This window comes from Rhodoblastus acidophilus (assembly GCF_009720655.1).
In the GTDB taxonomy this organism is placed as follows: domain Bacteria; phylum Pseudomonadota; class Alphaproteobacteria; order Rhizobiales; family Beijerinckiaceae; genus Rhodoblastus; species Rhodoblastus acidophilus_A.
Window position 1 is genome coordinate 39,467 of record NZ_WNKS01000013.1, and the last position, 12,797, is coordinate 52,263.

Annotated in this window: 11 protein-coding genes and 2 pseudogenes; 4 read left to right on the plus strand and 9 right to left on the minus strand. The window is 65.2% G+C overall.

What is annotated here, in order from left to right; genetic code table 11:
- Positions 1-69: 69 nt before the first annotated feature.
- The 3 genes from GJ654_RS13825 to GJ654_RS13835 all read right to left on the minus strand — a co-directional run bounded on the left by GJ654_RS13825 (position 70) and on the right by GJ654_RS13835 (position 3,243).
- Positions 70-669 carry a nicotinate-nucleotide adenylyltransferase gene (locus tag GJ654_RS13825; RefSeq protein WP_264586254.1) on the minus strand — a complete coding sequence of 200 codons (600 nt, stop codon included), beginning with the start codon at positions 667-669 and terminating at the stop codon, positions 70-72.
- Positions 666-1,958, minus strand: a complete 1,293-nt coding sequence (locus GJ654_RS13830; RefSeq protein WP_155446761.1) for a glutamate-5-semialdehyde dehydrogenase — start codon at positions 1,956-1,958, stop codon at positions 666-668. The genes GJ654_RS13825 and GJ654_RS13830 overlap by 4 nt, the downstream gene beginning before the upstream one ends.
- 184 nt (positions 1,959-2,142) lie before the next feature.
- Complete coding sequence (locus GJ654_RS13835; RefSeq protein ID WP_155446762.1) at positions 2,143-3,243, minus strand: zinc-binding metallopeptidase family protein; 1,101 nt, start codon at positions 3,241-3,243, stop codon at positions 2,143-2,145.
- A gap of 95 nt (positions 3,244-3,338) precedes the next feature.
- Between GJ654_RS13835 and GJ654_RS13840 the strand changes: the two genes are divergently transcribed.
- Positions 3,339-3,608 carry a hypothetical protein gene (locus GJ654_RS13840; protein ID WP_155446763.1) on the plus strand — a complete coding sequence of 90 codons (270 nt, stop codon included), beginning with the start codon at positions 3,339-3,341 and terminating at the stop codon, positions 3,606-3,608.
- A 50-nt stretch (positions 3,609-3,658) separates the two neighbouring features.
- Here the strand turns inward: GJ654_RS13840 and GJ654_RS13845 are convergent.
- Positions 3,659-3,850, minus strand: a pseudogene (locus tag GJ654_RS13845) (SDR family oxidoreductase); the annotation flags it as partial.
- A gap of 321 nt (positions 3,851-4,171) precedes the next feature.
- On the opposite strand from GJ654_RS13845, the pseudogene GJ654_RS21595 reads away from it, so the two are divergent.
- Positions 4,172-4,264 (plus strand): annotated as a pseudogene (locus tag GJ654_RS21595) (hypothetical protein); the annotation flags it as partial.
- 144 nt (positions 4,265-4,408) lie between these two features.
- On the opposite strand, the gene GJ654_RS13855 reads toward GJ654_RS21595, so the two are convergent.
- Positions 4,409-4,654 (minus strand): hypothetical protein, encoded by a 246-nt coding sequence (locus GJ654_RS13855; RefSeq protein ID WP_155446765.1) that lies wholly within the window; start codon positions 4,652-4,654, stop codon positions 4,409-4,411.
- A 25-nt stretch (positions 4,655-4,679) separates the two neighbouring features.
- On the minus strand, positions 4,680-5,645 hold the full coding sequence (locus GJ654_RS13860) for an NAD(P)H-binding protein (RefSeq protein ID WP_155446766.1): 966 nt from the start codon (positions 5,643-5,645) through the stop codon (positions 4,680-4,682).
- A gap of 195 nt (positions 5,646-5,840) precedes the next feature.
- On the opposite strand from GJ654_RS13860, the gene GJ654_RS13865 reads away from it, so the two are divergent.
- Positions 5,841-6,728, plus strand: a complete 888-nt coding sequence (locus tag GJ654_RS13865) for an SDR family NAD(P)-dependent oxidoreductase (RefSeq protein ID WP_155446767.1) — start codon at positions 5,841-5,843, stop codon at positions 6,726-6,728.
- Between the two features lie 12 nt (positions 6,729-6,740).
- Here GJ654_RS13865 and GJ654_RS13870 read toward each other — a convergent pair whose 3' ends face one another.
- Positions 6,741-7,697 (minus strand): alpha/beta fold hydrolase, encoded by a 957-nt coding sequence (locus GJ654_RS13870; protein WP_155446768.1) that lies wholly within the window; start codon positions 7,695-7,697, stop codon positions 6,741-6,743.
- 260 nt (positions 7,698-7,957) lie between these two features.
- Here GJ654_RS13870 and polA point away from each other — a divergent pair, with 260 nt between their 5' ends.
- Positions 7,958-10,903, plus strand: coding sequence for a DNA polymerase I (gene polA, locus GJ654_RS13875; RefSeq protein ID WP_155446769.1), 2,946 nt, complete (start codon positions 7,958-7,960; stop codon positions 10,901-10,903).
- 32 nt (positions 10,904-10,935) lie between these two features.
- On the opposite strand, the gene GJ654_RS13880 is transcribed toward polA, so the two are convergent.
- Positions 10,936-11,967: an NAD-dependent epimerase/dehydratase family protein gene (locus tag GJ654_RS13880; RefSeq protein ID WP_210350837.1), complete on the minus strand. Its 1,032-nt coding sequence runs from the start codon at positions 11,965-11,967 to the stop codon at positions 10,936-10,938.
- A 1-nt stretch (position 11,968) separates the two neighbouring features.
- Positions 11,969-12,790 (minus strand): enoyl-ACP reductase FabI, encoded by an 822-nt coding sequence (gene fabI / locus GJ654_RS13885; RefSeq protein WP_155446770.1) that lies wholly within the window; start codon positions 12,788-12,790, stop codon positions 11,969-11,971.
- Positions 12,791-12,797: the final 7 nt, after the last annotated feature.

Below are 12,797 nucleotides of genomic sequence, written 5' to 3' on the forward strand. Positions count from 1 at the left end.
TCTTGCGGATCAGGATCAGGCCCTCGAAGCTAGGATGAGGCGTACAAAAGGCAGACGCGCGCCGAAAAATCAAGGAAAGTGTCGCCGCGCCCGCAAATGCGTGGAGGACAGCGGCGAGCGCGGCCCGTGCAGCAGCACGAGGGCGGGCGGCCGTCGGTCACACAAACGCGCAGCTTGCGCCTCGGGCAGCCGCTGGCGACCGAACCACCGGGACACAACGCCGAAGGCGGCGCGATGGGTCGAACCGGGCCGATCCACCACAAGGATCGGCATTATTTTGGCGATGTCGCGCCAGCGCCGCCAGCGATGGAAGCTCGCAAGGTTGTCCGCGCCCATCACCCACACGAATTTCACGCCGGGCGCCCGACGCGCAAGGAAATCCACGGTCTGCCAAGAATAACGGACGCGAAGAAGCGTCTCGAAATCGGTCACCTTTACACGGGGATGGCGAAAGAAGGCCTCGGCCTTGGCGAAGCGCTCCGCCAGGGGCGGCAGTTGCGCCGCGTCCTTGAGCGGATTGCCCGGCGTCACCATCACCCAAAGCGCGTCCAAACGCGCGCGCCGCAGCGCGGTCAGCACGACCAGACGGTGGCCCTCATGCGGCGGATTGAAGGATCCGCCGAACAGCCCGATCCTCATGCCCGGCGCATGCGGCGGCAGTTTGATCACGCCCTGGTCTGCCCGTCGCCGCGAACCACATATTTGAAGGACGTGAGCTGCGCCACGCCCACCGGGCCGCGCGCATGCATTCGGCCCGTGGCGATGCCGATCTCCGCGCCGAACCCGAATTCGCCGCCGTCGGCGAACTGGGTCGAGGCATTGTGGATGACGATGGCGGAATCGACCTCCCGCTGGAATTTTTCCGCCTTGGCGCGGTTTTCCGTGACGATGCCATCGGTGTGGTGCGAACCATGGGTCTCGATATGGTCGATGGCGCCCTGAACCCCGTCCACCAGTTTTGCCGAAATAATGGCGTCGAGATATTCGGTGGACCAGTCCTGTTCGCTCGCCGGTTTGACCCGCGCATCGATCGCCTGCGTCGCCACGTCGCCGCGCACCTCGCAGCCGGCGTCCAGCAGCATCTTCACCAGCGGCGCGAGCAGGCGATCCGCCCCGGCGCGATCGACGAGAAGGGTTTCGGTCGCGCCGCAAATGCCGGTGCGGCGCAGTTTTGAATTGAGCAGAATCTTTTCAGCCTTGGCCAGATCGGCCTCTGCGTCGACATAGAGATGCACGATGCCTTCCAGATGCGCGAACACCGGCACCCGCGCTTCCGTTTGCACCCGCTCCACAAGGCTCTTGCCGCCGCGCGGCACGATGACGTCGACGTTGCCGCCAAGGCCCGCGAGCATCTCCCCCACCGCCGCGCGGTCGCGGGTGGGGACGAGCACGATGCAATCCTCCGGCAGGCCGGCGGCTTTCAAACCCTCGACAAGGCAGGCGTGGATCAACCGCGACGAATGAAAGCTCTCCGAGCCCGCGCGCAGAATCGCGGCGTTGCCGGCCTTGAGGCACAGCGCGCCAGCGTCGGCGGTGACATTGGGGCGGCTTTCGAAGATCACGCCGATCACGCCGAGCGGCGTCGCCACCCGGTCGATACGCAGGCCGTTGGGACGCTCAAACGTCTCAAGCACGCGTCCAACCGGATCGGGCAGCGCGGCGATGTCGACAAGGCTCTGCGCCATGGATTCAATGCGTTTGTCGTCGAGCAGCAGGCGGTCGAGCATCGCGGGCGCGAGATTTTTGGCTCGCGCGGCCGCCATGTCCTGGGCGTTGGCCTCGATCAGTTCAGCCTTTCGCCCGCGCAAGAATTCGGCGGCGGCGATCAGCGCCGCATTCTTCTGCTCCGGCGGCGCCAACGCCAGCGTCCGCGCGCTCGCCCGCGCGCGTCGGCCAAGATCGAGCATCATCTTCGAAATGTCGGCGGCTTCGCCGTGAACGATCGCCAAGCTTTCCATTGCCGGGTTCCAAAAAGTCGGGGCGCCTGTTTAGCAGACCTTCGCCCCGCCCGGCAAACCGCCTATACGCCTCCGGTCGCCGGCGGAACCACGACAAAGCTCAGCAGCAGCCCGACGCCGCGGCTCGTTCCGTAGCCCCTGATCGAACCCGAGTCGCAGCTTTTTATTTCCCGTTCCGTTGCGCTCATGCGGACGCCGGCGCGGCGTCCACCTGCTGGGCGCGGATGAGACGGTGGATGAAGTCGAGTTTTTGTTCGATGGTTCGCGAGAGAACGAAGGGATAGGCGTCCTGCTGGCCGAGCGAGCGCGTCAGACTGTTCAGCGCCACCGAAACCTGCGCCCACGCGGCGATCACCGCGTCGAACGTGTCGGCGTGATAGGCGTCGACGGCGACATCGGTCTTCAGCGACCCGTCGCGCGCCGCGCGCACATCGAGCGAAAGCCCCAGCGCATGCGCCGTCTCCAGCGTATCGACGATATGCATGTGGTGGGCAAAGCTTTCGGCAAAATCCTCCCAGGGATGCGCGGTCGCATAGGCGCTGATGAAAGCGCCCGGCCATTCGGGGGGCGCGCCTTGCGAATGATAGCGTTGCAGCGCCGCGCCATAATCGATCCGCTCGTCGCCGAACAGGCTTCGAAACGCGTCGAGCATATTGCCGTCGCGCACCAGGATGTCCCAGTAATAATGCCCGATCTCGTGGCGAAAATGGCCGAGCAAGGTGCGATAGGGCTCGCCCAGGCCGAGCCGTCGCCTTTCGCGCTCGTCGTCGTCGGCTTCGGCGATGTTGATGGTGATCAGCCCGGAATCGTGGCCGGTATAGATGCGCTTGACCCCGTTTTCCGTCTGCACGTCGCCGACGAGGTCGAACACCAGCGGCTCCGCGACGCCCTCGGCTTGCGTGGGCGTCGGCAGGCGCCAGCGGATCAGCGAATAGAACAGGTGCTGCTTGGCCTGCTCGACCCGCTGCCAGCGCATGAGATTGCCAGGGATCGACAGATCGGGCGCCAAATGGTTGTGGCGGCACGACCGGCACATCGGCTGGTCGTCGTCAGCGCGGACCAGCCAGTTGCAGACGCCATGAGCGGCATTGGCGCAAAAATGGAAGTTTGAGGACGCGTCGCCAGCCGCGCGCCACACGGGACGCTCCCCCTCGGGCTCGATGGGATGAACGGCGAACATGTTTTCGTGATCTGGCGAGTAGCCCAGTTTCGATCCGCAGGAAACGCAGCTCGAATTCCGGAAAAATACGGTAGATCCGCAGTTCTGGCAGATGAAATGCTTCATTTTCCAATCTTTCGGCGCGGCATTGGCGGAAAATACGCATCGAGCGCAGCGCGGCGCGGCTTGACGCCGCGCCCCGGCGCCAACATGATAGACCTATGCAAGATCACCAGGGTCATGACCTCCTGGACAGCCCCGCGACCTCGAAAGTCGAGCCGCCTGAGGCCGGGGAGACCGCGCCCTCCCCTCGCCCCAAGCCTGAACCGAACCTCGCCCACGACTTCAGCAACTTCGCGGTGGCGATCGTCAGCGCCGCCAATCTGTTGCAGAGGTTCAGCCACGACCCCGAGCGCGTGGCCGAGATCGCGAAACTATTGCGCGAAACGGGCGAGCGCGCCATCGACGCCTCCCGCCGTCTTCGCTCCTGACGCACATCATGTCAGGCCAGCGGCGCCATGAACGTGCCCATCGTGTCGTCGGCGGCGGCGCGGCCCATGCCGAAATCACCGCCGGTGATCAGCGCTGTCCGACCCGCCAGCCACCCCGAACCGTGAAAGCCGTGCTCGCCATGCTCCGGGCGCGGCGCCCTTTTCGATGCCAGCCCCGGCAAGCGCTGCCGCTGTCGCGGGAACGGCGGTTTTGGATTTTTTGAAATCGGGTTGTCGAGCATTTGAAATCGGGTTGTCGAGCATGTTGAAACCTCGCCCCGCTATACGCCTCGCGAAAGCAAACGTTCCCCTGGACCTCCGTCGCGGCAACTGCGTAACATCCCGCATCGCGCGGAACCCATGCGCGTCATCCCGGGCAGAGGGACGCGACCGTGCGCTTTCATCAGGTCGACCGCCAGAGCAAGCAGCGCATCAAATATCAGAAGCTGGCGCCCGGTCGCGGGGCGCCAACTGATCGTGCGGAGGCGCTTCTCCCGCCGCGAACATTGTGAGATCTCAACGTCTTCGATCTCGACCTCGACGAGACCGTCAACTTCGCGGCGGTGCGCGACGCCGCGCTCCTGATCCGCGAACTGCTGGAGGCGGCGCGGCTGAAAAGCTGGCCGCGGCTGTCGGGCGGCAAGGACGCGCATGTGGTCGCGCCGCTCGATTGGCGCGATTTTTTCCGCGCGGTCTGCGAACGCGTTCATGCTTCGCAATGCGGCGCGACGCCAGGACCCCTGGGCGGATCCTTCCAACGTCAAGCAGGGGATTCGTCCGGGCGCGCCAAATTTCTTGCGTCAGCGCCCCATGCCGGAGGCGCGGTAATTCCGCCAGTCCGGCGTCACCTGACAATCGCGCGAGCCACAGTGCTCGCAGCGAAACCGACGGGCTCGAAGAATAAGCGGAAACGGCGTGTCGTCGGGCAGGTGCAGCGCATCGAAGTCCACGGCGCCGGAATGTTTGCAATCGCGGCACAGGGGCAGCACGCCCGTCAGGCCCATGCGCTTGAGATCGGCGATGGTGGGGGGAGCGGACTCGGCCATGCGCCCACCATAAGCCGATTCGCGCTCACGTGATCTTCAGCGCCTTCAAGGTTTCGCCGACCGCCTGCGAAAACGACGTGTGCGGCTCCCGTCCCAGAAAGGCGACCAGTTTCGAATTGTCGAGCCGGACCGGCGTGCGCCAGAGATAGCGCAGCTTGACAATCTCGCGCGGCGTCTGCTGGAACAGGCCGGCGACGCCGATCCACCTCCAGGGCAGCGCGTTCACCTTCATTTCCGGGCGTCCCAGCATTTCGGCGATGGCGCGAACCATCCAGAGACCGTTCGGGTCCCAGTGTCCGGCGAAATGGAAGCGCGCGAACGGCGGCAATTCGCCAGCGCGGTCGAGCAGGCGCGCAAAAGTTTCGCCGGCGTCGGGAAGATAGGCCCAGCTATGGCCGACGCGCGCTTCGCCGGGATAGGTGATCGAACGCAGCCGCGTTCCCGGCGTGACCATGGACTGGCTGAACCAGTTGTTGCCCGGCAAGGGGCCAAAAAAGTCGCCGAAACGCACGATCAGCGCGGTCGCGCGGCCCCTGGCGGCCTCCTCGATCCGGCGCTCCATCTCGGCGCGGATGCGCCCCTTGGCGGTGCGCGGGTGCTGCGGCGAGTCCTCGCGAAGCACCGGAAAGGCGTCGGGGCCGTAATTAAAAATATTTCCCGGCAGCACGATCCGGGCGCCGACGTCCTGGGCGGCGGCGAGGGTGTTGTCGAGCATCGGCAGGACCAGTTTGCCCCAGTCGCGGAAGCGCGGCGGGTTCACGGCGTGGACGATCACCGAAACGCCCTCGGCGGCGCGGCGGACGTCCTGCGCGTTCATCGCGTCGCCCTTGATCCAGGTCGCCGCCGCGAGCGAATCGGCGCCCAAAACCTCGCCACGGACGTTGCGCGCCAGCGCGACCAGCTCCCAGCCGTGGCGCAACAGGGCCGCGGCGGTCTCACCGCCGATGCCGCCCGTCGCGCCGAGCACCAGCGCCTTGTTTGCCTTCGCCATGGCCGCTCCTCCCGTCGCCCACGAAGAGATTCGCTTCATAAAAGCGGCAAGAGGGCGCACGGTTCCCGCCACCACACTTGCGTTCCGCCTTGCGTGGGGGGCGATCGATTCCACCGCTGGAAACAACGCTCGCACCGGACCGCTGAGGCGCCGCATAATGGCGGTCAACCCTGCGTCCCGCGGAGGGAAGATCCAATGAGCACACGCGTTGAGGAGAAAAAAACCGCCCTGGTCACCGGAGCGAATTCGGGGCTGGGCAAAGCCGTCGCCAAGGCCTTGGCGGCCGAGGGCATGCGCGTTGGCCTGGTGGCGCGTGACCGCGTCCGGGGCGAGGCGGCGCTCGCCGACATCCGCGCCGCCACGGGCAACGGCGATCTGCATCTTTTCATCGCCGATCTGGCGGACCAGTCGGCGATCCGCGGCCTGGCGCAAGCGGTCCGCCAAAAATTCGAGCATCTGCACCTGCTGGTGAACAACGCCGGCACGGCTTTTCCCGAGCGACGGCTCAGCCCCGAAGGGATCGAGCGCGCGCTGGCGGTCAACCACCTCGGCCCGTTCCTCCTCACCAACCTGCTGCTCGATCTGCTCGTGGCGAGCGCTCCGGCGCGGATCGTCAATGTCGGCACGCGCATGAACACGGCGATGGATTTCGCCGATCTGAACTGGGACAAGCGCCCCTACAGCATGATGCAGGCTTATGGCCAGTCCAAGCTCGGCAACCTGCATTTCACCTTCGAACTGGCGCGCCGTCTCCAGGGGAGCGGCGTGACGGTCAATTGCGTTTTTCCCGGCGTCTTCAACTCGAATCTCGGCGGGACCGACGGCGCCCAAAACCTGTTCTGGAAGCTCGTCGCCCGCCTGCTGGGCTGGGCGATCCCGTCCGCCGAGCAGGCGGCGCGCCGCGTGCTGCATGTCGCCACTGCGCCGGAACTGGCGAACGCCAGCGGCCAGTATTTTGGAGACCGCAAGACGCTTCCCGCGCCCGCGCAGGCGCTCGATCCCGAGGCGAACCGCCGCCTGTGGCACATCAGCGAAGCTTTGACGGCCCTCGACCGCCCGGAACGGCAGGCCGTCGGCGCATAAGCGCCGTCGCGATCACTCCGCAGCCGGCGCGGCCGCCTCGTCATGCGGCTTCAAAAAGCCGTCATAGGAGCGGGTGACGGCGTCGAGCATTTCGAAATGCGGGAAAGCGCCCGAAGGAAACACCTCGAAACTCCAATTCGAGCGACCTTCGACATAGGTTTTATGGCGATAGTCGACAAAATCCCCGCGCACGCCATGCGCCATCCAAACCGGATGGGTCAGGCCCTGATACAGAAGCAGCGCATCGTTGCTGAACAGATAGCCGGAGACGAAATCATAGGGCGCGTGTCGCGCGCCCGGCTGATGGGTGGTGAGATAGGCATAATCCCACATGCCCTGGTCGAACTCCGACGACCCGAAAGTCTTCTTCAAGAAATACTTGATGCTGGGTCGGCTGGTCAGCAGCTCGAAAAAGCCTTCGCTCCACAACGGGAAATCGAAAGCCGCGCGCAGCCAGGATTTTCCGCGCGTGCCGCCGTTGGCGTCGTCGCGGGCCACACCTTCAAAACCGGTCGGGCTTATGAAGGCCAGCGTGCGGAAACTGGCTGGCCGCTCAAGGGAGGCGCGGGCGAGAAACTCGCAGGACAGCGACAAGGCCAGGGCGTCGACCGGGCCGGCGTGGCGGCGGTGGATTTCATCGACCGCCGCATGGATCGCGCCCGTCATGATCTCGATCGTGTACTCGCGATCGCTGCGGTCGGACTGGCCGAAGCCGGGAAGATCGATCGCATAGACCGGCCGCTTGCCGGCATAATGGTCAAACAGCGGCTTGACCTCATAAGCGGACGGGGTCGCGTTGATGCTGTGGATCAGAAGCAAGGGGACGCCAGGGACATCAACACCGGCGCTGTAGATCGCGATCCGTCCGTAGGGCGTGTTGATGTCGGTGCGGTCGCCCGACAGCGGATCGGTGAGCGGGGGGTAGTCCTGGCGCTCCACAGACGTTTTTTCCAAGGCAATTTCATTCATCAGGCACTCTCCCAGCTTCCAGCGCGGCGAGCATTGCGCCAAAAATCAATCCTTGATCGTCGCAGGTCCGCCACGGCGAGGCAATGCTTGGCTTCGTCATCCGTTCCATGACGTGATGTCGCACCCGGCTTTTATCCAGCTCCGGGTTTGCCGCGAGAGTTGGCCCCGTTCGCTTTGGCGCCGGCTTTTGGATTCCCCTGGGGTGAGGCTTGCCTTTCGTGTATGAGTTGTCCACCCCATCGGTCTGGTCCACGAAGCGGATGACTCAAACCAATAAACTCTCCCCCGGCGATCACGTCTTTCTCGTCGACGGGTCGAATTTCATCTTTCGCGCCTATTTCCAGTCGATTCGCCAGGACCAGAAATACAATTACCGCGCCGACCGGCTGCCCACCGGCGCGGTGCGGCTGTTCTGCGCCAAGCTCCTGCAATTCGTCCGCGACGGCGCGGCCGGCATCAAACCCACCCATCTCGCCATCATTTTCGACAAGAGCGAAAACTCGTTCCGGAAGGAGATTTATCCGGAGTACAAGGCCAACCGCTCGGAGCCGCCGGAAGACCTTGTGCCGCAATTCCCGCTGTTTCGCGCCGCCGTCCGGGCCTTTGGTCTCGAGCCGGTGGAGCAGGACGTTTACGAGGCCGACGATCTCATCGCCACCTACGCGCTTCAGGCGGCGGAAGCGGGGGCGGATGTCACCATCGTCTCCGCCGACAAGGACTTGATGCAGCTGATTCGCCCCTGCGTCTCCATGTACGACCCCGCGTCCGGCGAGCGCGAGGAGCGGCGCATCGGGCGCGACGAGGTCATCGCCTATTTCGGCGCGCCTCCCGAAAAGGTGGTGGACATCCAGGCTCTCGCTGGCGACTCGACCGACAATGTGCCGGGCGCGCCGGGGATCGGCGTCAAGACCGCCGCGCAGCTGATCGGCGAATATGGTGATCTCGACACGCTGCTGACCCGCGCCGGCGAGATCAAGCAGAACAAGCGGCGCGAAACCCTCACCAATCCGGCCGTCGTCGAAAAGGTGCTTCTGTCGAAAAAACTCGTCGCCCTGGTCGATGACGTCGCTGTGACAACGCCGCTGTCCGACCTGCGCTTGCGGCAGCCCGACGGCAAAACCCTGGTCGCCTTCCTCAAGGCGATGGAGTTCACCACCATCACCCGCCGCGTCGCCGAAATTTTTGATGTGGACGCGGGCGCCATCGATCCAGACCCCACCTTTGTCGGCGCCGGCGGCTGGCGCGGGCGCGACGGCGCGGTCTCCGCCCGCCCCGCGCCCGAACCACCGGCCGCCCCGGCCCAAGTCGCCGGCCCCAAAGCCTTTGCGACCGCGCGGGCGCAAGCCGCAAAAACCCCGGTCGAGCGCGAAAAATATGTTTGCCTATCCTCGCTCGATCAGGTGCGGGACTGGGTGAAGGCCACTTTCGAAGCCGGTTTCATCTGTTTCGACACGGAAACGGATTCGCTCGACGCCATGCAAGCCAATCTGGTCGGCGTTTCGCTGGCGCTCGGCCCCAACCGCGCCTGCTACATCCCGTTCGGCCACAGAGCGGGCGCGGAAGACCTGTTCGGCGCCGATTTTTTGCCCGGCCAACTGCCGCTGCGCGAAACGCTCGACCTGCTGAAACCGCTGCTGACCGCGCCGTCGGTGGTCAAGATCGCACAGAACGTCAAATATGACTGGCTCGTCCTGGCCCAGCACGGCATCGAGGTCGCGCCGATCCAGGACACGATGCTCGCCTCCTATACGCTCGACGCCGGGCTCAACGGTCACGGCATGGACGAGCTGGCGCTCAAATTTTTGGAACATCGGCCCATTCCGTTCGGCGAGGTCGCGGGGCAGGGCAAAAGTTTTATCGGTTTTGCGCGCGTCGCCCTCGACAAGGCCACGGAATATTCGGCCGAGGACGCCGACGTCACGCTTCGACTTTGGGACGTGTTGCAGCCCCGCCTCGCGGCGGAGGGCATGACCACCGTTTATGAGACGCTGGAGCGGCCCATGCCCGTGGTGCTCGCGCGGATGGAGCGGCGCGGCATCTGCGTCGACCGCGCCATCCTGTCGCGCCTGTCGGGCGAATTCGCGCAGGACATGGCGCGGCTGGAGGCGGACGCGCATGAAATGGCGGGCGAGGCGTTCAATCTTGGCTCACCGAAACAGGTCGGCGACATCCTGTTCGGAAAATTCGGCCTGCCCGGGGCGAAGAAGACGCCGACGGGCGCCTGGTCGACCTCGGCGAGCGTGCTCGACGATCTCGCCGAGCAGGGCAACGATCTCGCACGCAAATTGCTGGACTGGCGGCAAGTCCAAAAGCTGCGCTCGACCTATGCGGAGAATTTGCCGCGCTATGTTAATCCCCTGACAGGGCGCGTACACACCTCCTACGCTTTGGCCGCGACCTCAACGGGCAGACTGTCTTCGTCCGAACCCAACCTGCAAAACATTCCCGTGCGCAACGAGGCCGGCCGCAAAATCCGCCGCGCCTTCATCGCCGCGCCGGGCCAAAAACTGATTTCGGCGGACTATTCGCAGATCGAGTTACGGCTGCTCGCCCATATCGCCGACATTCCCCAGCTCAAGCAGGCGTTTGCGGAGGGGCAGGACATTCACGCGCGCACGGCGTCCGAGATTTTCGGGGTTCCCGTGGAGGGCATGCCGGGCGAAATCCGGCGACGCGCCAAGGCGATCAATTTCGGCATCGTCTACGGCATTTCCGCCTTCGGCCTCGCCAACCAGCTCGGCATTTCGCGCGAAGAGGCGGGGGCCTATATAAAACTCTATTTCGAGCGCTTCCCGGGCATCCGCGCTTATATGGATCGCACGAAAAAGCTGTGCCGAGACCAGGGCTTTGTCAGTACTCTGTTCGGGCGCAAATGCCACTATCCCCGTATCACGGCGAGCAACGCCTCGGAACGGGCGTTCAACGAACGCGCGGCGATCAACGCGCCAATCCAGGGCGCGGCGGCCGACATCATCAGGCGGGCGATGATCCGCATGGACGACGCGCTCGCGGCTGCAAACCTGTCGGCGCAAATGCTGTTGCAGGTGCATGACGAACTGGTGTTCGAGGCGCCCGAGGCCGAGGTCGAGTCGACCATAACAGTGGTTCGAAAAGTGATGGAGGGCGCGGCGCTGCCGGCGGTGGACCTGTCCGTGCCGTTGCTGGTGGAGGCGCGGGCGGCCGACAATTGGGACGAGGCGCATTGACGCTCGCCTGAGCGCTCCCCGACGTCTGGCTGCTACGCGCGCTGCGCCAAATGCCAATCCATGGTCCGCGCGATGGCTTCGCCCAGCGGGATCGTCACGTTCAGCCCGAGTTCGCTCTTCGCCCGCGAAATGTTCGGCGCGTAATGGTTGATCGGGTTCGAGGCGTCGGCGCGGCCCGCGATGGTCACGCCGCACGGCGTGGGCGCGGCCGCCGCCACCGTCTCGGCGAGCGCCTTGATGCTGACCGCCTGATCCGATCCGACATTGTAGGCGCGCCCCGATTGGCCGCGCGCCAGCAGCGCGAACAGCCAGACGCACAGATCGACGGAATGAAGATAGGAGCGGACCGCCGTGCCGTCGCCGCCGACGCGCACCGGACCGCCCGCCAGCGCATCGCGAATAAAATTGCCGACGGCGAAATGCGCGTCGAGCGGCAAGCGCGGGCCGACCAGGGTGAAAATGCGCGCCACCGGAATTTCCACGCCATCGCGAGCGGATGAAATCGCACAGAGCAATTCCGCCATGCGCTTGGCCTCGGCATAGGCGTAATAGGGATCGAGGCAATCGGGCGCGCTGGTCGCGGTTTCGTCGATCAGGCTGACGCCCGGGGGAAAACGGCCATAGACCGCGCCCGAACTCATCATCAGCATGCGCTTGGCCCCGGACGCGCGCGCCAACGCAAGCGTGCGGCGCGTGCCCTCGACAATCGTGTCGATCATGGCGATGGGGTTTTCGCGGTTGAGCTGGGCGCTGGCGTCGGCGGCGCCGGCGATCACGACGTCATAGCGGCCCTCGACCTGGGCGGTTCGCACGTCGCCCTGAACCAGCGTGATCCCAGGCGCCTCGGCCAAATGCGGCAACCGCCACGCGAAAGCGTCGGGGTCGCGCGACAGCGCGACGACGCTTGCGCCGAGGCCTTGGCGCAGATTGGCGGCGGCGATGACTTCAAGCATCGCCGCGCCAACAAACCCGGTCCCGCCGGTCATGTAGATCGAGCGGCCCCGCAGCATCTCGAGGTCGGCGGCGGCCGCCACCAAAACCTGGTCGACGTCGCGGGCGGCCACCTTACTCGCCGCCGCTGTCCTTGAGGCTGCCGGGTTGCGGCATGGAGATGACGTTGTAGCCGGCGTCGACGTAATGCACTTCGCCGGTCACCCCGGTCGACAGATCGGACAAGAGATAGAGCGCGGAGCCGCCGACATCCTCGATGGTCACCGTGCGGCGCAGCGGCGCGTGCGCGCGCTGGAAATTGAACATGAAGCGCGCGTCGGCGATGCCGGCGCCGGCCAGGGTGCGGATCGGGCCGGCGGAAATGGCGTTGACGCGCACCCCCTGCTCGCCGAGGTCGGAGGCGAGATAGCGCACGCTCGATTCCAGCGCCGCCTTGGCCACGCCCATCACATTGTAGTTCGGCATCACCCGGGTCGAGCCGCCATAGGTGAGGGTGAGCAGCGAGCCGCCGAACGGCATCATCTTGTAAGCGCGCTGGGCGACTTCGGTGAAGGAGAAGGCCGAGATCACCATGGTGCGCGAAAAATTCTCGCGCGTGGTGGCGTCGATGTAGCGGCCCTTCAGCTCGTTCTTGTCGGAGAAACCGATGGCGTGGACGACGAAATCCAGCGAGCCCCATTCCTTCTCCAGCGCAGCGAACACGGCGTCCACGCTGGCGATGTCCTCGACGTCGCAGGGCAGGACCAGTTTGGAGCCGAGGCCCTCGGCGAGCGGCGCGACGCGCTTGCCCAGCGCCTCGCCCTGGTAGGTGAAGGCGAGCTGGGCGCCTTCGGCCGCGAGCGCCTGGGCGATGCCCCAGGCGATGGAATGACTGTTGGCGACGCCCATGATCAGGCCGCGCTTGCCGGTCATCAGTCCCTTGGCGGAAACGTTCATCAAAAAA

Excerpts from the sequence above, each read along its gene's own strand:
- GJ654_RS13830 (WP_155446761.1), bottom strand. The coding sequence starts at position 1,958 with ATGGAAAGCTTGGCGATCGTTCACGGCGAAGCCGCCGACATTTCGAAG.
- GJ654_RS13835 (WP_155446762.1), bottom strand. The coding sequence starts at position 3,243 with ATGAAGCATTTCATCTGCCAGAACTGCGGATCTACCGTATTTTTCCGG.
- GJ654_RS13840 (WP_155446763.1), top strand. The coding sequence starts at position 3,339 with ATGCAAGATCACCAGGGTCATGACCTCCTGGACAGCCCCGCGACCTCG.
- GJ654_RS13855 (WP_155446765.1), bottom strand. The coding sequence starts at position 4,654 with ATGGCCGAGTCCGCTCCCCCCACCATCGCCGATCTCAAGCGCATGGGC.
- GJ654_RS13860 (WP_155446766.1), bottom strand. The coding sequence starts at position 5,645 with ATGGCGAAGGCAAACAAGGCGCTGGTGCTCGGCGCGACGGGCGGCATC.
- GJ654_RS13865 (WP_155446767.1), top strand. The coding sequence starts at position 5,841 with ATGAGCACACGCGTTGAGGAGAAAAAAACCGCCCTGGTCACCGGAGCG.
- GJ654_RS13870 (WP_155446768.1), bottom strand. The coding sequence starts at position 7,697 with ATGAATGAAATTGCCTTGGAAAAAACGTCTGTGGAGCGCCAGGACTAC.
- polA (WP_155446769.1), top strand. The coding sequence starts at position 7,958 with ATGACTCAAACCAATAAACTCTCCCCCGGCGATCACGTCTTTCTCGTC.
- fabI (WP_155446770.1), bottom strand. The coding sequence starts at position 12,790 with ATGAACGTTTCCGCCAAGGGACTGATGACCGGCAAGCGCGGCCTGATC.